Source organism: Streptomyces sp. GC420, assembly GCF_009916105.1.
Classification (GTDB): domain Bacteria; phylum Actinomycetota; class Actinomycetes; order Streptomycetales; family Streptomycetaceae; genus Streptomyces.
The window spans coordinates 1-16,779 of sequence record NZ_JAAAXQ010000163.1; the positions used below are offsets into that span (position 1 = coordinate 1).

General features: G+C 73.8%; 13 protein-coding genes and 1 pseudogene. 8 read left to right on the forward strand and 6 right to left on the reverse strand.

Annotation, left to right across the window (positions count from 1 at the left end; genetic code table 11):
- Nucleotides 1-141: 141 nt before the first annotated feature.
- Entirely contained in the window at nucleotides 142-1,014 is an 873-nt protein-coding gene (locus GUY61_RS20440; RefSeq protein ID WP_166631659.1) for a hypothetical protein, read from the reverse strand.
- A 235-nt stretch (nucleotides 1,015-1,249) separates the two neighbouring features.
- On the opposite strand from GUY61_RS20440, the gene GUY61_RS20445 reads away from it, so the two are divergent.
- On the forward strand, nucleotides 1,250-1,813 hold the full coding sequence (locus GUY61_RS20445) for a transglycosylase family protein (RefSeq protein WP_166631660.1): 564 nt from the start codon (nucleotides 1,250-1,252) through the stop codon (nucleotides 1,811-1,813).
- A gap of 380 nt (nucleotides 1,814-2,193) precedes the next feature.
- Here GUY61_RS20445 and GUY61_RS20450 read toward each other — a convergent pair whose 3' ends face one another.
- The 3 genes and pseudogenes from GUY61_RS20450 to GUY61_RS20460 all read right to left on the reverse strand — a co-directional run.
- The gene (locus GUY61_RS20450) at nucleotides 2,194-2,868 is read right to left on the reverse strand and encodes an ATP-binding cassette domain-containing protein (RefSeq protein WP_166631661.1); all 675 of its coding nucleotides are present in this window, start codon (nucleotides 2,866-2,868) and stop codon (nucleotides 2,194-2,196) included.
- On the reverse strand, nucleotides 2,865-5,624 hold the full coding sequence (locus GUY61_RS20455; protein ID WP_166631662.1) for an ABC transporter permease subunit: 2,760 nt from the start codon (nucleotides 5,622-5,624) through the stop codon (nucleotides 2,865-2,867). Before GUY61_RS20455 ends, GUY61_RS20450 begins: the two co-directional genes overlap by 4 nt.
- Before the next feature lie 237 nt (nucleotides 5,625-5,861).
- Nucleotides 5,862-6,329, reverse strand: a pseudogene (locus tag GUY61_RS20460) (hypothetical protein); the annotation flags it as partial.
- A 198-nt stretch (nucleotides 6,330-6,527) separates the two neighbouring features.
- Here GUY61_RS20460 and GUY61_RS20465 point away from each other — a divergent pair.
- The 5 genes from GUY61_RS20465 to pip all read left to right on the forward strand — a co-directional run bounded on the left by GUY61_RS20465 (nucleotide 6,528) and on the right by pip (nucleotide 10,799).
- On the forward strand, nucleotides 6,528-7,055 hold the full coding sequence (locus GUY61_RS20465) for a hypothetical protein (RefSeq protein WP_166631663.1): 528 nt from the start codon (nucleotides 6,528-6,530) through the stop codon (nucleotides 7,053-7,055).
- Nucleotides 7,030-8,322 carry an ABC transporter substrate-binding protein gene (locus tag GUY61_RS20470; RefSeq protein WP_166631664.1) on the forward strand — a complete coding sequence of 431 codons (1,293 nt, stop codon included), beginning with the start codon at nucleotides 7,030-7,032 and terminating at the stop codon, nucleotides 8,320-8,322. The genes GUY61_RS20465 and GUY61_RS20470 overlap by 26 nt, the downstream gene beginning before the upstream one ends.
- Nucleotides 8,323-8,394: 72 nt before the next feature.
- On the forward strand, nucleotides 8,395-8,907 hold the full coding sequence (locus GUY61_RS41890) for a hypothetical protein (protein ID WP_398956237.1): 513 nt from the start codon (nucleotides 8,395-8,397) through the stop codon (nucleotides 8,905-8,907).
- A complete protein-coding gene (locus tag GUY61_RS20480) occupies nucleotides 8,904-9,773 on the forward strand; it encodes a hypothetical protein (RefSeq protein WP_166631665.1) in 870 nt (289 codons plus the stop codon). The genes GUY61_RS41890 and GUY61_RS20480 overlap by 4 nt, the downstream gene beginning before the upstream one ends.
- Before the next feature lie 60 nt (nucleotides 9,774-9,833).
- Nucleotides 9,834-10,799, forward strand: a complete 966-nt coding sequence (gene pip / locus GUY61_RS20485) for a prolyl aminopeptidase (RefSeq protein ID WP_166631666.1) — start codon at nucleotides 9,834-9,836, stop codon at nucleotides 10,797-10,799.
- Between the two features lie 96 nt (nucleotides 10,800-10,895).
- On the opposite strand, the gene ctaD is transcribed toward pip, so the two are convergent.
- The gene (gene ctaD / locus GUY61_RS20490; protein ID WP_166631667.1) at nucleotides 10,896-12,599 is read right to left on the reverse strand and encodes a cytochrome c oxidase subunit I; all 1,704 of its coding nucleotides are present in this window, start codon (nucleotides 12,597-12,599) and stop codon (nucleotides 10,896-10,898) included.
- 420 nt (nucleotides 12,600-13,019) lie between these two features.
- Between ctaD and GUY61_RS20495 the strand changes: the two genes are divergently transcribed.
- Nucleotides 13,020-13,235 (forward strand): I78 family peptidase inhibitor, encoded by a 216-nt coding sequence (locus GUY61_RS20495; RefSeq protein ID WP_166631668.1) that lies wholly within the window; start codon nucleotides 13,020-13,022, stop codon nucleotides 13,233-13,235.
- 254 nt (nucleotides 13,236-13,489) lie between these two features.
- Here the strand turns inward: GUY61_RS20495 and GUY61_RS20500 are convergent, their stop codons facing one another.
- Nucleotides 13,490-14,542: a phosphatase PAP2 family protein gene (locus GUY61_RS20500; protein WP_313896758.1), complete on the reverse strand. Its 1,053-nt coding sequence runs from the start codon at nucleotides 14,540-14,542 to the stop codon at nucleotides 13,490-13,492.
- A 621-nt stretch (nucleotides 14,543-15,163) separates the two neighbouring features.
- On the opposite strand from GUY61_RS20500, the gene GUY61_RS20505 reads away from it, so the two are divergent.
- Nucleotides 15,164-16,779, forward strand: a 1,616-nt coding sequence (locus GUY61_RS20505; protein WP_166631670.1) for an MFS transporter, incomplete at its 3' end; no start/stop codon positions are given.

Genomic DNA, 16,779 nt, shown 5'->3' on the forward strand with positions numbered 1-16,779 from the left:
GACGTGGGGGTGGGTCCGGGCGGAGCGCCAGGACCGGCGCTCACGGGAGCTGCGCGACCTCCTGCGCGGGTCTCGCGCCGGAGTGCCCGGGCGGGTCAGGGGCCCGGGCACCCGCGAGCGGCATCGAGACGGCCTCGTGGGTCAGGTGCCCGCGAGCGGCATCGAGACGGCGACCAGGCGGCCGTTCGCCGCCGCCTTGTCCAGGGCCTCGCGCAGCTGGTCCTCGCGGGGCTGCTGGGTGTCGGACCCCACGGGGACGGCGTACACCAGCACCCTGTTGGACCGGTTGACCGCCGACCGCCACTCGTCGGTCACCTGCATCGGCTCGTGCGCCTGCCACCACGCCACCGGCTGACCGCCCGCGCCGGGCTGGAGCACCGCGTGCAGCTTGCCCATCGCCACCAGTACCGACCAGCCGGGCAGCGGCGGCGGCGCCGTGTTGACGTCGGCGACGGGCCGGAAGCCGCGCTCCAGCAGCAGCGTCAGGAACTCGTCACCGGCGCTCCCGTCGGATCCGGGCCGGCTGATCGCCGTCTGGGGCTCCAGGACCAGGGACGGGTGGATCTCGCCGCCGACCAGCACCAGCCCGCTCGTGACGCCGAGCACCGCCCACTCGGACGTGGGGTCGACGCCGGTCTGCGCCGGAACGGCGGGCGTGCTCCGCAGGCCCGGCGTTCCCGCTTCGGCGCCCGTCCCGGTTCCCGCTCCCGCACCGTTTCCGGCTTCGGCTCCCGTTCCCGCTCCGGTGATGCTGCGTACCGCGCCCTGCAGCTGTTCCTCGGAAACGGGCACCACCTGGGAGGGCAGGCAGGCGGCGTGGGCGAAGGCGAGGACGGCGGTCTCCTCGCCGACGAACAGCACCGTGCTGGTGCGGTCCCTCTCGCTGTCACCGGGGGTGCGACAGGAAGTGCAGTCGTAATTGCCCGGGGCGTTGTCGCCCGCGAGCAGCCGGTCGGCTTCTTCGTCGCCGATCTCGGCGCGTACGTCCTCGCTGACGTCGAGCATGCGCGGCACGGGGGTGGCTCCTAGGGACTCGTTGGGCTGCGGTTCGTTCGCTCTGTACCGCTCTGTGCCGGTACGGCTTTTCGGTGCCGGGCGGGGTTCCCGGCTCATGAAGAGAACAACGGCCGATCAGCGGCGGGGGTCACGCCCGAAGGGCGACTCGCTCCGGTCGTCCGACCGGGTGGGCGTTCGGTCCCGAGGGGCGCGGCGCGGGGGACCGGCGCGGGGTGCCGCTTAGCGTGACCCGATGCCGAACACCCGCCGGCGCCTCCGCCGGGGTCTGTGGCCGTCGGCTGTGCCGGCCGTACTGCTCGGCCTGCTGCCGTGCGGCGCCGCCGCGGCCGCGACCCCGGCCGCCCCCGGGCCGCCGCCGCCCGCCAAGGCGTACGCCTGCGCGGCCGACGGGTGGCCGTGGAACTGCGTCGCGGAGTGCGAGAGCGGCGGCCGCTGGAACGCCAACACCGGCAACGGCTATTACGGGGGACTGCAGTTCTGGCAGCCCACGTGGGTGGAGTACGGCGGCCTGGCGTACGCCCCGCGCGCCGACCTCGCCACCCGGGCGCGGCAGATCACGGTCGCGGAATCCGTGCTGGCCGGCCTGGGCTGGGAGGCGTGGCCCGACTGTTCGAAGCGCTACGGGCTCTCCGGCCGCTTCCACATCGTGCGCAAGGGCGACACGCTGAGCGCGATCGCCAAGCGGCACAAGGTCCCCGGCGGCTGGCAGGCCCTCTACAAGGCCAACGCCAAGGCAGTCGGCCCCGATCCGGCCCGGCTCCCCATCGGTACCTGGCTCGCCCTGCCGACCGCCTGACCCCTGCGCGCCCCCGGCCCGGCGGCGTGGGTCGGGTCCGGCCGAGCCGGGTCCTGGCCCGGTGCGGCAGCGCCTGACCCGGCTCAGCCCGTGTGGGCCCGGCGGGGCTGTCCGGGCCGGCCCTGGCTCGGCTCTGCGGGCACTGTCCGGCCCCGGTGGCTTCAGCCGGGCCACGGCCCGGTGCGGCCTGCTGCCGTGCGCCGCCGCGACCCCGGCCGCCCCCGGGCCGCCGGCGCCCGCCAAGGCGTACGCCTGCGCGGCCGACGGGTGGCCGTGGAACTGCGTCGCGGAGTGCGAGAGCGGCGGCCGGACATGGCTCGGCCCCGCGGGCCGTGCCCAGCCACGCCGGGCCTGGCTTTCCGGGCCCGCCCCGAGTGGCATCAGCCCGGTGCGGTGCGGGCCGCGGTCTCCGGGGCCTCGCCGCTGAACGCCACGGCGCCGCGCCGCAGTTCGTGGACGAGGACCGGCCGCCCCGGGCCGCGTCGCAGACCGTGCGGCACCCGCTGCTCGGCCAGCACCACGGCCGCGTCCAGGGCACGCAGGAGCGCGTACGTCCGGGACGCGACCGCCGGGGACATGCCCTGTGCGGGCTCGTCGACCAGCACGACCCTGGCGCCCGACAGCAGGGCGCGGGACACCGCGAGCATCCGCTGTTCGCCGCCCGACAGCGTGCCGGCACGGCGCGTGAGGAGCGGTCGCAGCTCCGGGTAGGCGTCCAGCGCGGGCGTGAAGTCCCTCCCCCGCGCCGAAAGTTCCAGATTCTCGGTGACGGTGAGCGTGCCGTACACCGCGCCCCTGTCCGGTACGAAGCACAGTCCCCGCCGGGCCCGCTCGTGCGCGCCCAGCCGGGTCACGTCGTTGCCTCGCCACACCACCCGGCCCGCCGACGGCGGCACGACCCCGGCGAACGCCCGCAGGGCCGTCGTACGCCCCGATCCGTTGCGCCCGGTCAGGACGGTCACCGCGCCCCACGGCACCGGTAGGTCGACACCGTGCAGGGCTTCGAGGGGTCCGTAGCGTACGCGGGCGGCGCGCAGCGCGATCTCGACGCTCATGAGGCCACCCCCGCCAGGACACGGTGGGCGGGGCCCGATGCGACGATGCGACCCGCCGACATGACGTGCACGATGTCCGCGAGCCCGGCGACCAGGTCGATGTCGTGTTCGACGACGAGCAGCGCCGTGCCGTCGGCGGCGAGTGCCCGCAGCACCGTGGCGAGCGAGGCCACCTCGGCCGTGTCGAGGCCCGCCGACGGCTCGTCGAACAGCAGGGTGTGCGGGCTTCCCGCGAGGGCGCGGGCCAGCTCCACCCGGCGCAGCGTGCCCGTCGGCAGTCCGGCCGCGGGCAGTGCCGCCACCGGGCCGTCCAGCCCGAACAGCCGCAGCGCCCGGCCCACCGCGCCCGGATCGCGCACCCGTCCCTGTTCCGCGCCGATCCGTACGTTCTCCTCGACGGTCAGCGAGGGGAACACCGCCAGTTGCTGGAAGGTCCGGGCGATGCCGAGCCGGGTCCGTGCGTGAGCGGACCGGCGGGTGATGTCCCGCCCGTCCAGCAGCACCTGCCCCGCCACGGGGCGCACGGTCCCGCAGAGGCAGTCGAACAGTGAGCTCTTGCCGGCGCCGTTGGGCCCCACGACGGCGCTGACCCTGCCGGGTACGACGGACACGTCGACGCCGCGCAGGGCGGCGAAGCCGCCGTACTCGACCCACAGCCCACGGGCGCTCAGCCGCCCGCCGCCCGTCGCGGCGCCCCAACCGGAGGCCGGACCGCGCGCCGTGCCGTGCCGGGACCCGTCGCCCCGGCCCGCCGCGTCGTGTGGCTGTCCCGCCGGTACCGCGGGGTGTCGTCCGGACCGGTCCGGACGGGGCGCCGTCCCGTCGCCTGCCGGGCCCGGGGCGGGCTCGGCGTCCGGTGCGGGGCGCCGCCCGGAGAGCGGTGCGGGGCGCGGCCCGGAGAGCGGCGCCGGCCGCAGGCGGGCCGCGGCGCGGGTACCCGTGGCGGTCAGGCGGGGCGGAGGTGGCCGCAGGCGGGCTGTCAGGGCGCGCAGCGCCTCGTAGGGGCCGCCGGGGAAGCGGCCGACGAGGAGGGCGAGGAGGCCGATCACGGCGGCCGCGACGCCGCCGCGCGTGCCCGCGTCGAGGCCGACCAGAAGGGCGGCGGCGGCCAGGGCTCCGAGGAGGCTGTCGGAGCCGAGGACGATGACGGCGGCGAACCACAGCAGGCCGCGCACCGGATCGAAGGCACCGGGGTCGAAGGCGCGGACGCCCATGCCGAGCATGCCGCCGCCGAGTGCGGCCAGCGCCGCACCCGCGACGAACGCGCCGGCCTTCAGCGCGGGCACGGGGACGCCGGAGGCGGCCGCGCCCGCCTCGTGGTCCCGCATCGCGGCGAGCGCCCGCCCCGCGCGCCCCCGGCGCAGCGCGACGACGGCGAGCAGGGACCCGCCCAGCAGGGCCAGTTCGAGGAGGTAGTACGCGCGGTCGCCGGCGAAGCCCGCCGGCCGGCCGAGGCCGAGGCCCGACGTCGCGTACGGCTGCGTGAAGACGAACCGGCTCATGGCGACACCGATGGCGAGTGTGGCCAGGGACAGGGCGAGACCGTGGCGGCGGATGGCGGGCCAGCCGGTGAGCAGGCCGAGCGGGGCCACCAGCAGGACCGCCACCGCCAGGGCGGTCAGTTCGGGCAGGGCGGGCAGCAGCGGGAACCGTCCGGCCGCCAGCAGCGCCGTGAACAGGGCACCGAGGCCCGCGTACGCCGCCTGGCCCAGCGAGATCTGTCCGCCCCGGCCGGTGACGACCACCAGCGACAGCAGGATCACGGCGAGCGCCGGCACCTGGACCGAGGTGTGCAGGTCGGAGCCCGCGAAGCCCAGCGGGAGGAGGAAGAGGATGCCCGCCACCGTCCAGGCCCCCGGCGGGGTGGAGACCCGTGCCGAGGCCGTACGGGGCAGGGCGTCCCCGGTGCCGATCCCGGGCAGCACCAGCGCGGCCACCAGCAGCGCCACGACGAACAGGTTCGCCCCGACCGCCTGGACCAGCGGCTCCGCCCACCCCGACGGGTGCAGCCGGGTCAGCTGGCTCTGCGCGACCCCGATGCCCAGCGCGACCACCACGGCCACCGTCAGGCTCCGCATCCGCGCGGCGACCGCGACCGCCACCACCTCGACGACCAGCAGGGGCAGCCCGTACGGGTCCAGCCGCAGATACGGCGCGAGAAGGACGCCCGTCAGGCCCGCCGTGGACGAGCCGAACGCCCAGCCCGCCGCGGCCACCCGGTCCGCGTCGATTCCGCCCAGCACGGCCAGCCCCCGGTTGTCGACGACCGCCCGAAGCTCCCGCCCGAACCGCGTCCACCCGGTGACCGCCCACACCACGACCGCCAGCACGAGCACCGCGGCCAACTGGCCCCACGGCTCGCCGGACACCACCGACGGCGCGTCGTTCCTGGCGCCGGGCCCCCACAGCAGTGCCGCCCCGCCGACCAGCAGCACGAAGACGCCGATCGACGCGACGAGTGTCCGCGCCGGATCACCGTCCAGGAGCGACAGGGGCCGGAACACCGCCCGTTCCAGGGCGAGCCCCAGCGCGGGCGCGACCACCAGCAGTGTCACCGCGACGGCGAGCGGCAGCGGCCAGTCCCATTCGACGGCCAGTTGTCGCAGTACGTACGCGCAGAACATGGCAACGGCCCCGTGCGCGAGGTTGAGCACCCCCGTCGCCCGGTAGGTGACGATCAGCCCGATCCCGGTGAGCGCCGCGGCACTGCCGACGGCGAGGCCGGCGAGCGTGAGGTCGTAGGTCAGCGAGGCCACGGCCGGTCACGACCCCGGCCCGGCGGGCGGCGAGGGCGGCGGGCCGTCATGTGCCGGACCGCCCGGCCCACCGGCTCCGGGCCCCCGCTGATCCGTACCGGGCGGATCCGTACCGGGCGGATCCGTACCGGGTCGATCCGTCCCGGGCCGGTCCCCGCCGGGCAGGGCCGTCCCGGGACGGCCCTGCCCGGCGGGGACGGACCCGCCGTCCGCGCCGCCCCGCGCCCCGTCCACGGGCGGTTCACAGATCGGGCAGGCCGCCGGCCCGCCGCCCGCCCGTACATGGGCACCGGCGGGAACCGCCTCCGGCTTCCCCTCGACCAGCGGGCAGTCCGCCCGGTGCAGCAGGGTCCCGCCCGGGATCAGCAGCAGTTCCCCGCTCCTCGGCGCGCCGCCCTCCCCGGAGCCGGGGGAGGGCTCCTCGGGCTCCGCACCGGCGGCCACCAGCAGTTCGTACAGCTGCTCCACCCGCGCCGTGGCGAGTGCGTGCCTGCCGTGTGCGAGCAGCACCGCGCCCGCGACGACGAGCGCGGCGCCGGGGATCGTGCAGGAGGCCAGATAGGGGAGCTGCCGTTCGGCGAAGCGCTCGCCCGACACCCCGTACCAGCCGACGACACAGAGCACCGCGCCGGCGGCCAGCGAGGCCCAGCCGGCCCACAGCAACGGGTGCGCTCTCCGCGCTCTCCGCGGTCGGGCTGTCCGCATCGGGCCCCCAGGGGTTCGCGAGGACGTCCGGGTCCGGTCGTACCGGCTCGTGCCGTCCGACTGTCCATGCCGGCCGATGGCTTGCACTATGCCCCTTGTAAGCAGACCCTGAAAGCACCGAGCCGTATGCGGCCCGGTCCGACACCCGGTGGTGAGCCAATGGTTCTCGGGAGAAGCGCCAGGCGGGCGAGGGTGCGGATGGCCGCATGGGCGGCCGCCGCGGTCCTGCTGACGGTTCCGTCCGTGGCGGCGTGCGGCGACGACGGCGGCGGGAACGAACCCGCGCCGAGCCCCACCGCGACGACGAGCGCCCCGGCCGCACCGTCCGAAGAGACGGGGGAGACGCAGGAGACGGCGAGCGCGCCAGCCGACCCGGCCGCCGCGGAGAAGGAGATCAAGGAGAACTGGGCGAGGTTCTTCGACCCGGACGTCTCCATGGAGGACAAGGCGGAGGTGCTGGAGAACGGCGAGCGGCTCACCCCGGTGCTCCAGGCATTCAGCGGCGACCAGCGCGGCCAGGAGGTCGAGGCCACCGTCACCGACGTCGCCTTCACCTCGCCCACCGACGCCGACGTCACCTACGACCTGGCCCTGCAGGGCCAGACGGCACTGCCGGACGCCAAGGGCGTTTCCGTCCTCCAGGACGGGGTGTGGAAGGTCTCCGCCAAGACGCTGTGCGCCCTGGTCCGGCTGAGCGGCAATGCGACGCCGGTTCCGGGCTGCTGAGGGAGTGGTCCTCGCGGCGCTGCTGGTCCTGAGCACCGGCTGCGGCAGCAGGCTGCCCGAGAGCGACTTCGAGGAGCCCCGCACACGGGCCCCGGCCACCACGGCCGGGGGAGAGCCGATCCGCGTCGGCATCATCACCAGCGCCACCAGCCCGGTCGGCGGCGAGGCCTTCACCGGGCCCCGCGACGGCGCCGAGGCGTACTTCGAGCGCGTCAACGAGCGCGGCGGCATCAACGGCCGCCGGGTGCGGGTGCTCACCTGCGACGACGGCGGCAGTGGCGTGGGCAACAACGAGTGCGTTCACGAACTCGTCGACGAGCGCGAGGTGTTCGCGCTGGTCGCCACCACGGCCCTGGATTACGCGGGCGCGCCGCGCGTCTCCGCCGCAGGGGTGCCCGACATCGGCGGCCAGCCCGTCGGCGCCGCGTACGAGACCTATCCGCACCTGTACTCCGTCTACGGCAGCCTGTCCCCGCGCGACGGCGGACGGCCGGGCTGGGGCGGCAAGTTGTACGGCGGCACCGAGACCTACCGCTACTTCAAGGAGGAACAGGGCGCCAGGACGGCCGCCGTCGTCTCGTACAACCAGGCCGCGTCCGCCGCCTACGCCCGGCTGATCACCCAGGGGCTGAAGGCCGAGGGCTACCGGGTGGTCACCGAGCAGGTCGACTTCGCGCTGCCCAACTTCCGTGCCGTCGCCGCCGATCTGCGCGACCGGAAGACCGACCTCGTGTTCGACGCGATGGACACCCACGGCAACGCCCGGTTGTGCGAGGCGATGGACGCCGAAGGCACCGAGGTCACCGCCAAGGTCACCAATGTGCAGAACTGGTCCTCGACCGTCCCCCGGGACTACCGCAACGCCGACCAGTGCCGCAATTCCCTGTGGGTGACGGGCTCCAGCCGCAACTACGACGACAGCGGACACCCCGCGGTCAGGGAGTTCCGGAACGCGATGAGCGGGCAGACGCTCTCACAGTGGCGGCTGGAGGGCTGGGCGGCCGCGATGTGGTTCACCGACGCGGCCCGCTCCTGCGGCGCGGACCTCACCCGGGAGTGCGTCGAGCGCTTCATGAACCGGGACGAGCCCTACACCGCGGACGGTCTGCTCCTGCCGGCCGTGTTCGAGGAGTGGCCCGAGCCGCCGAAGACCCGCAACGCCTGCCTGTCCGTGGCCCGCTGGCGGGACGAGCGGGGCGGCTGGGTCACCCAGGGCGAGATGAACGACAACTGCTTCGACGTACCGCAGCTCGCGTACGAACCATGACGAACCGTCGTCCGCGGGCAACCCTCCGGCACCGTCGTCGGTCCCGCCGGACAAGAGCCAAGGGCGGGAGGCATGCAGATCTCATTCCTGATCCACAACGGGTACGGAATCGGCGGGACGATCCGCACGATCCGCAACCCGGCGCGCACCCTCGCGCAGCAGCACGACGTGGAGATCGTGTCCGTGTGCCGCCACCGCGACGAACCGGCCCTCGAACCCGGGCCCGGTGTGCGGCTGCGCCACCTCGTCGATCTGCGCGAGGAGAGTCCCGGGTACGACGGCGAGGACCCCCGGCACCGGCGCCCCGCCCGGGTCTTCCCGCGCGCCGAGGCGAGGTACCGGCAGTACAGCGCCCTCACCGACCGGCGGATCGCGGACCACCTGGCCGGCGAGGCCCTGCGCCACCGGATGGCGGCGGCGGCGCTCGCCGGCTCCGCGCGCTTCGACCCGGCGCGGATCGCCGAGCGCCACGAGTCGCTCTACCGCGGACTGCTCGCCGCCCGCACCGCCCGTGGTCCCCGCCCGCGCCGGCCGGGGACCGCGGGCTCGCTGTTCGCCGCGCCGACAAGAGGGCGAACGGCATGACCGGCATATCCGCGCGCCGCCGCGCCCCGGACGGCCGGACGTCCCCCGCGCCGGTGCATGCCGACTGCGTCGCCGACTCGGCCGGCGGGCTCACCTTCGACGTCGAGGACTTCGGGGTGACCGAGACCTGGGGCGCGGCACTGGTGCTCCGCCGGCGCGGCCACGCGGGGGACGAGGTGCGGCTGCCGCTCACCCCGGCGGGCGAGGGAGCGCTGCGGGCCGTGCTGCCCAGCACGATGGAGCTGGGCGAGGGACGCTGGGACGCCTACGCCGACCCGGGCGGGGCGGAGGACGGCGCGGAGGCGGTGCGGCTCGCGCCGCGCGTCAACGATCTGCGTTCGCTCGTCGACCGCAGACCGAGCGGCGCGCGCGGCGGTGTCGCGGTCCGCATCCCCTATGCGACCCGGAACGGCAACCTCAGCGTGCGCAGCTGGCTGCGGGCCCCGCACGCGGAGGCGGGGGAGATCCGCCTGGCGTCCGGCACGATGTCCCTGCGGGGCCGGCTGTACGGGTACTCCTTCGGCCCGGGCGCCCGCGCCGAGGCACGCTGCCGCACCGAGCCGGGCGAGGCCCGCCGCGCCGCACTGGCCGTCGAGGGAGAGGAGTTCACGCTCACCCTGGGCTTCGCCCCGCTCACCCGGGCGGGGCTGCGGAAGGGCGAGCGCAGGCCCTGGGACCTGTGGCTGCGGCCGGGCGGCGACGCGGGCCCCGAGGCCCGCCTCGCCCGGCTGCTGGACGACGTACCGGACAGGAAGCACATCTTCGTGTACCCGGCGCAGCGGCTGGACACGAAGCACGGGCCGGTGTCGGCCGGCCCGTACTACACCGTGGACAACGACCTCTCGGTCCTCGTCGAGGCACTCTGAGCCACCTGTCGTGCCGTAAGGTGCCGGAACCGCCGGTACAGGGTGAGGGGATCCGGAGCCATGGGTGAGCTGTACGCGCCGGTCGAGCCGTACGAGACGGGGATGCTGGACGTCGGTGACGGCAACTTCGTGTACTGGGAGGTATGCGGGAACCCCGAGGGCAAGCCCGCGCTCGTCGTCCACGGCGGGCCCGGCTCGGGGTGCGGTACGCGAGCGCGCCGCTATTTCGACCCCGAGCGGTACCGGATCGTGCTGTTCGACCAGCGTGGCTGCGGGCGCAGTGTCCCGCACGCCGCCCACCCGGGCACGGACATGCGGCACAACACCACGCCCCGCCTGATCGCCGACATGGAGCGGTTGCGGGACCACCTGGGCGTCGACCGCTGGCTGCTGTACGGCGGGTCCTGGGGCTCCACGCTCATCCTGGCCTACGCCGAGCGGCACCCGGAACACGTGTCCGAGATCGTCATCAACGGCGTCACCACCACCCGCCGTTCGGAGATCGACTGGCTCTACCGGGGCGCCGGCCGGTTCTTCCCCGAGCAGTGGGACCGCTTCCTCGCGGGTGCCCCGGGCACGCCGCGCGACGGCGACGTCGTCGCGGCCTACGCCCGGCTGGTGGAGCACCCGGACGCCGCCGTGCGCGACAGGGCCACGAACGACTGGTGCGCCTGGGAGGACGCGGTCCTGTCCGGGGAGACGAACGGCGCCTCGAACCCGTACGGCGACCGCCCCGCGGCCGAACGGCTGGCGATGGTGCGCATCTGCGCGCACTACTTCTCCCACGGCGCGTGGCTCGAGGAGGGCGTCCTGCTGCGGGAAGCAGGAAGGCTGGCGGGCATCCCGGGGGTCCTGGTCCACGGCCGGCTCGATATGAGCGCGCCGCTCGACACCGCGTGGGAGCTCAGCCGCGCGTGGCCCGACGCCGAACTGATCGTCGTCGAGGACGCGGGCCACCTGGGCGGCGCCGCGACGCGCGACCACGTGCTGCGGGCCCTGCGCCGCTTCGCGTGCAGCGGGTCCTGAGGGCTCCCGGGTGCTCCTGAGGCTTTTGGCGACCGTTGCGGGCCCCTGAGCGCCTTTCGGGCGCGGGTGCGAGCGTGGCGGGACCGGGGAGGAGCCTCAGTCGCCCGACAGGCTCGGGCGGCGGAAGGACTCCGGAGGGAGCTGGGCGGGCTGCCGCGCGGCGAACCCGGGGTGGTGCAGGTCGAAGGCGGGCGACTCGGACCGGATCCGCGGCAGCGTCAGGAAGTTGTGCCGGGGCGGCGGGCAGGAGGTCGCCCACTCGAGCGAACGCCCGAAGCCCCATGGGTCGTCGACGGTCACCCTCCGGCCGTACTTCGCCGTCTTCCAGACGTTGTAGAGGAACGGCAGCGTCGACAGGCCCAGCAGGAACGAGCCGATCGTGGAGACGGTGTTGAGCACGGTGAAGCCGTCGGCGGCCAGATAGTCGGCGTAACGGCGGGGCATGCCCTCGGCGCCCAGCCAGTGCTGAACCAGGAACGTCGTGTGGAAGCCGGTGAACAGGGTCCAGAACTGGATCTTGCCGAGCCGCTCGTCGAGCATCTTGCCGGTGAACTTCGGCCACCAGAAGTAGAACCCGGCGAAGGTCGCGAAGACGACCGTTCCGAAGACGACGTAATGGAAGTGCGCGACCACGAAGTACGAGTCGGTCACATGGAAGTCCAGCGGCGGCGAGGCGAGGATCACCCCACTCAGCCCGCCGAAGAGGAACGACACCAGGAAGCCGATCGCCCACAGCATCGGCGTCTCGAAGGACAGCGAGCCCTTGAGCATGGTGCCGGTCCAGTTGAAGAACTTCACTCCGGTCGGGACCGCGATCAGGAACGACATGAACGAGAAGAACGGCAGCAGCACCGCACCCGTCGCGAACATGTGGTGCGCCCACACGACGATCGACAGGGCGGTGATGGCCATCGTCGCGCCGACCAGCATCACGTAACCGAAGACCGGCTTGCGCGAGAAGACGGGGATGATCTCGGTGATGATCCCGAAGAACGGCAGCGCGATGATGTAGACCTCGGGGTGCCCGAAGAACCAGAACAGGTGCTGCCACAGCAGCGCCCCGCCGGACTCCGCCTCGAAGACCACCGCCCCGAACCGCCGGTCGGCCTCCAGCACCAGCAGTGCCGCCGCGAGCACCGGGAAGGCGATCAGGATCAGGATCGAGGTGAACAGGACGTTCCAGGTGAACACCGGCATCCGGAACATGGTCATCCCGGGCGCGCGCAGCCCGATGATCGTGGCCAGGAAGTTGACCGCGCCGAGGATCGTGCCGAAACCGGAGAGCGCCAGGCCCATGATCCACATATCGGCGCCGATACCGGGGGAGCGCTCCAGGCTGTTCAGCGGGGCGTAGGCGAACCAGCCGAAGTCGGCAGGGCCCGTGGGCACCAGCAGGGAGCCGAGCACGATCAGCCCGCCGAAGAGGAACAGCCAGTACGACAGCATGTTCAGCCGTGGGAAGGCCACATCGGGGGAGCCGATCTGGAGCGGCATGATCTCGTTGGCGAAACCGGCGAAGGTCGGGGTCGCGAAGAGCAGCAGCATGATCGTGCCGTGCAGGGTGAAGGCCTGGTTGAACTCCTCGTTGCTGATCAGCTGCAGTCCCGGTCTGGCGAGTTCCGCCCGCATCACCAGCGCCAGGACACCTCCGACCAGGAAGAACAGGAACGAGGTGATCAGGTACAGGTGCCCGATCCTCTTGTGGTCGGTGGTGGTCAGCCAGTTCACGACGACCCGGCCCGGCCGCGCCGCACGCGGTGCCGTGCCGGCGGTCGTTGTCCCGCCCTGTGCCGTCGCCATCGGCTCGGCCCCCTTCGCTGTGCCGCGTGCGTCCCGGCGGTCGTGTGCCCGCGGCCGCGTGCCGGGCTTCATCGGGCAGGGCCGTGATGTCGCCAGTGGCCGCAATCCGACAGAGCGCGTGTGCTGATTCTGTGATCGGGCGGTGAAATACCCATGGTCCGAAATCTCCCGCCGGTCCCCCCCGGGGGGAGGGAATTACCGGCATGCTGGCGGGTGTCGCGCAACAAATCGGCGACCGACATTCACCCTTCCCTGCCCGCTCCCGGCAATTCCCGCGAACGGGGTGCGGAACTGCCCGTTCGGGTGAATGTGGCGGCGATAAACGTGTGTCGTGATCCTGTGACACAAGTGTGACCACGGAGGGACAGGGGGCGGTAACCGGGCTTCCGGCCGGGCCCTCGGGCGGCCTACGGTGGGCGCATGGCACCGATACCGAGTCCTTCCGCAGAGCCCGCCGACAACCTGGACGAATATGTCGGCCTGGAGGCCGGGGCCGCCGAGGAGAGGGCCCGCGAACGAGGCTGGACCACCGTCAGAAAGCTGCCGCCCGGCGCGATCATCACCATGGAGTACCGCAGCGGCAGGCTCAACCTGGAGGTCGACGAGGGCCGGGTGAGGCGCAGCTGGAAGGGCTGACGGAGCGGGCGGCCGTCACCCTGCGCACACGGCGGCAGGCGCCGTCCGGAGCGGCTCCGCCCCGGACGCGCCCGGCGCCACGCGCCCGGCGCCACGCGCCCCGCGCTCCGGGCCCACGGTCCCCGCGCGCTCCTGGCTCGTACGCATGGCACGGCGAAGGCCCCGGGACTCCTTCCGAGTCCGGGGGCCTTCGTGTGCGGGCCTGCTGTGCGTACCGTCCGCCCGCGCCGGCGACGGGAGACGGCCGGCGGACCTCAGCCGCCGGCCACCGGCCGGGCGGCGGCCGAGCCGGCCGACGTGCCGCGCGCGGACACCCGGTCGGGGTGCTGCTGCGGGCGGCGGCTGACCGGCGGCGTGACCGGGCTGCGTTCGGAACGCACGGTGTGCGTCCGCGGCGCGAGGTGCGGGGCGGGGCTGCGCGGGCCGGAGACGGCGGGCCGTACGGTGACGACCTTCTCGCGCGGCAGCGTCTGCGGCAGGGTCTGCGGCTGTGAGGCCTCGCTCGCGACCGCGGCGGGCCGTGGGGCCGGCGCGGGGCTCCCGGGGGCCGCCGCGGGAGCGGAGGCCCCGGCGCGGCGCGCACGCCACTTCTCGCGCTGCTCGAAGATCCAGGCCTCGCCGAAGCCGATCAGCGGCTCGAACCAGGGCAGGGCCAGAACGATCAGCAGCCCGGCCGCCCAGCCCAGCAGCACGTCGCTGACCCAGTGCGTGCCCAGGTAGACCGTCGCGGCGCCGACGCCGAGCGCGACCACGGCGGAGACCACGGACAGGTGGCGTCTGGTTCGCGGGGTCGAGGCCAGGTAGGCCAGGATGCCCCAGGTCACCACGGCGTTCGCGGTGTGCCCCGAGGGAAATATGTCGCCGCCCATGAACAGTTCGGCGGATCCGATCTGGGTGGCATAGTGCGGGCCGAGCCGCCCCAGCCCCAACTTCACGGCACCGACAGTGATGTTGAGCAGCAGCAGTGCGACGCCCAGTGCGAGGAGCGGACGCAGTGTGTGCTGCCGCCAGGACCGCCAGCCGAGCCAGGCAGTCACCATCACGGCCGTGGGACCGCGCTGGCCGAGCACGACGTAGTAGTCGATGAACGCGTGGAGTTGCGGCCACTGTTCGTACGGCCGGAAGAACATGATCTGCCAGTCCAGGCGTACGAGCCGGGACGTGGTCAGTACCGCCACGACGATGGCGCCGTAGAACACGAGCGTGGAGCCGAAGAGGACCTTGCGGGTGGCGGTCATCCGCGGCAGGTCTATCTCCGGCGGCTCGGGTTCCCGGTCCAGTCGGGCGAAGATTCGGTCGGTACGCACCCAATCGACGTTACAGCGAGTGAGTGTCCCACCAGCCCGACGGGGCGGGTTTGTGATGACGATGTGATGTGGACCATGTCTCACCCGGCGCTTAATACCCGCCCATTCAAGCCTCATGAGGTGACCTTCGGCCAATATTTCAATAGGCATCCTTCGGGGTGCCCCTATTCGTGCCCGGAATTGCCTCCCGCGGGCATGGCACGGAATTCTCCGGTACCGCACTGGGGAGTGCGGTGTGCGACCCGCCGGACGCGGGAGCGCGCGGCGGAGCGAGCCCTCCCGGGGCCGGCGTGCCCCCCGTTCCCGGCGCCCCCGGCTCCGCGTGCACGCCCGCCCCGCGCTCCCGGGCGCGGCATCCGGTGACGGCGTGCCCCCGGCTCGCACGGTCCACGGCTGCCGGGTCACGCCTCCCCGAGTGGTGCGTGGGGATGCGCGAGCGGTGCGCGGGGGATGTGCGAGTGGTGCACGCCACACCCGGTGCGCCGCCCGCTGAGAGATCGGCCACGCGCGGTGGCCTGATACTCGCGTACGCTGTCGGCTCACTCGCCCATCGCATCGGGACCCGGACACGTCCCCTCCGGAATGAAGCGATGCGCGAGAGTTCCACTGGGAGGTACGTACATGTCCTCAGGGACGGCCACGACCGGAAACTCGCGGTCCGCGGACGCTCCCCGGCACCGCTCCGGCCCGCTCGCCGGGGGTGGCGCGAACCGCTGGCTCGTCCTGGTCGTCCTCTGCGTCAGCCTGCTGCTCGTCGCCGTGGACGCCACCGTGCTTCACGTGGCGATCCCCGCGGTCACGGAGGACCTGCGTCCCGGGTCGATCGCCCTGCTGTGGATCGTCGACGCCTATCCCCTGGTCTGCGCCTCGCTGCTGATCCTCTTCGGCACCCTCGGCGACCGCGTGGGGCGCCGCCGCATCCTGCTCCTCGGCTACGCGCTGTTCGGTGTCGCTTCAGCGCTCGCAGGCTTCGCCGACAGCCCGCTCGTGCTGATCGCCGCCCGGGCGCTGCTCGGCGTCGGCGGCGCGATGATCATGCCGGCCACGCTCTCCATCCTCCGCCAGGTCTTCCCCGACCGGCGCGAACGGGCCCTGGCCATCGGCATCTGGAGCGCCGTGGCCGCGATCGGCGCGGCCGTGGGCCCGCTGCTCGGCGGTTTCCTCCTCGAACACTTCTGGTGGGGTTCGGTCTTCCTCATCAACATCCCGCTGATGCTCGTCAGCCTGCCGGTGGGACGCTGGCTGCTGCCCGAGTCCACCGGGGCCAAGGACGGGCCCTGGGACGTGCTGGGCGCCCTGATGGCCGCCTTCGGCCTCTTCGGGGTGGTGCTGGGCGTCAAGCGCGCGGGCGGCGGGGCCGTGCTGAGCCCGCTGACGCTGGGCTCGCTGGCCGCCGGCGCGGTGCTGCTGTTCCTCTTCGCCCGCCGCCAGCGGCGCCGGCGCCATCCGCTGGTGGACCTCGGCATGTTCGCCAGGCCCGCGTTCGGGACCTCCGTCGGCTGCATCGTGCTCGCCATGCTGGCCCTGGTCGGCCTGGAACTGATCGCCGCGCAGTATCTGCAACTGGTGCTCCGGCTCTCGCCGCTCGAGACCGGCCTGCGGCTGCTGCCGCTCACCTTCGCCGCGATGGCCGCGGGTCTGGCCGGGTCCCGGATGCTGGCCCGTTTCGGGCCGCGCGCCATGGTGTCGTTCGGCTTCGTCCTCACCGCGGTCGCCGTGCTGTTCCTGACCGTCATGGGCCAGCACGACCGGCCCGGAATCCTCGTGGCGGGCTTCGTGCTGCTGGGATTCGGACTGGAGACGACGCTGTTCGGCGCCTACGAGTCGATGCTGAGCGAGGCGTCCTCCACGCAGGCGGGCGGCGCGGCGGCGATCGGCGAGACCTCCTACCAGCTCGGCGCGGGCATCGGCATCGCGCTGCTCGGCAGCGTCATGAACGCCGCCTACGCGCCGGGACTCTCGCACGTCCCCGGCGTCCCCGCCGCCGCCTCGGGCGCGGCGCGGCACTCGCTCGGCGAGGCCTACGAGGTCTCCCGGCAGCTCGGCGGTACCGCGGGGGAGTCCCTGCGCGAGGCCGCGCGGGTCTCCTTCGTGCACGGGCTGCACGTGACACTGGTGGTCAGCGCGGGCCTGCTGCTGCTGGGCGCGCTGGCGGCGCTGCGGCTGCCGCGGACGATGGAGTGCCCGGCCGAGGACGCGGAGGAGACGGTTCCCGCCCCGGCGGCCCGGCCGTCGAT

Excerpts from the sequence above, each read along its gene's own strand:
- GUY61_RS41890 (WP_398956237.1), top strand. The coding sequence starts at position 8,395 with ATGCAGATCTCATTCCTGATCCACAACGGGTACGGAATCGGCGGGACG.
- GUY61_RS20480 (WP_166631665.1), top strand. The coding sequence starts at position 8,904 with ATGACCGGCATATCCGCGCGCCGCCGCGCCCCGGACGGCCGGACGTCC.
- GUY61_RS20495 (WP_166631668.1), top strand. The coding sequence starts at position 13,020 with ATGGCACCGATACCGAGTCCTTCCGCAGAGCCCGCCGACAACCTGGAC.
- GUY61_RS20445 (WP_166631660.1), top strand. The coding sequence starts at position 1,250 with ATGCCGAACACCCGCCGGCGCCTCCGCCGGGGTCTGTGGCCGTCGGCT.
- GUY61_RS20465 (WP_166631663.1), top strand. The coding sequence starts at position 6,528 with ATGGCCGCATGGGCGGCCGCCGCGGTCCTGCTGACGGTTCCGTCCGTG.
- GUY61_RS20470 (WP_166631664.1), top strand. The coding sequence starts at position 7,030 with ATGCGACGCCGGTTCCGGGCTGCTGAGGGAGTGGTCCTCGCGGCGCTG.
- pip (WP_166631666.1), top strand. The coding sequence starts at position 9,834 with ATGGGTGAGCTGTACGCGCCGGTCGAGCCGTACGAGACGGGGATGCTG.
- GUY61_RS20450 (WP_166631661.1), bottom strand. The coding sequence starts at position 2,868 with ATGAGCGTCGAGATCGCGCTGCGCGCCGCCCGCGTACGCTACGGACCC.
- ctaD (WP_166631667.1), bottom strand. The coding sequence starts at position 12,599 with ATGGCGACGGCACAGGGCGGGACAACGACCGCCGGCACGGCACCGCGT.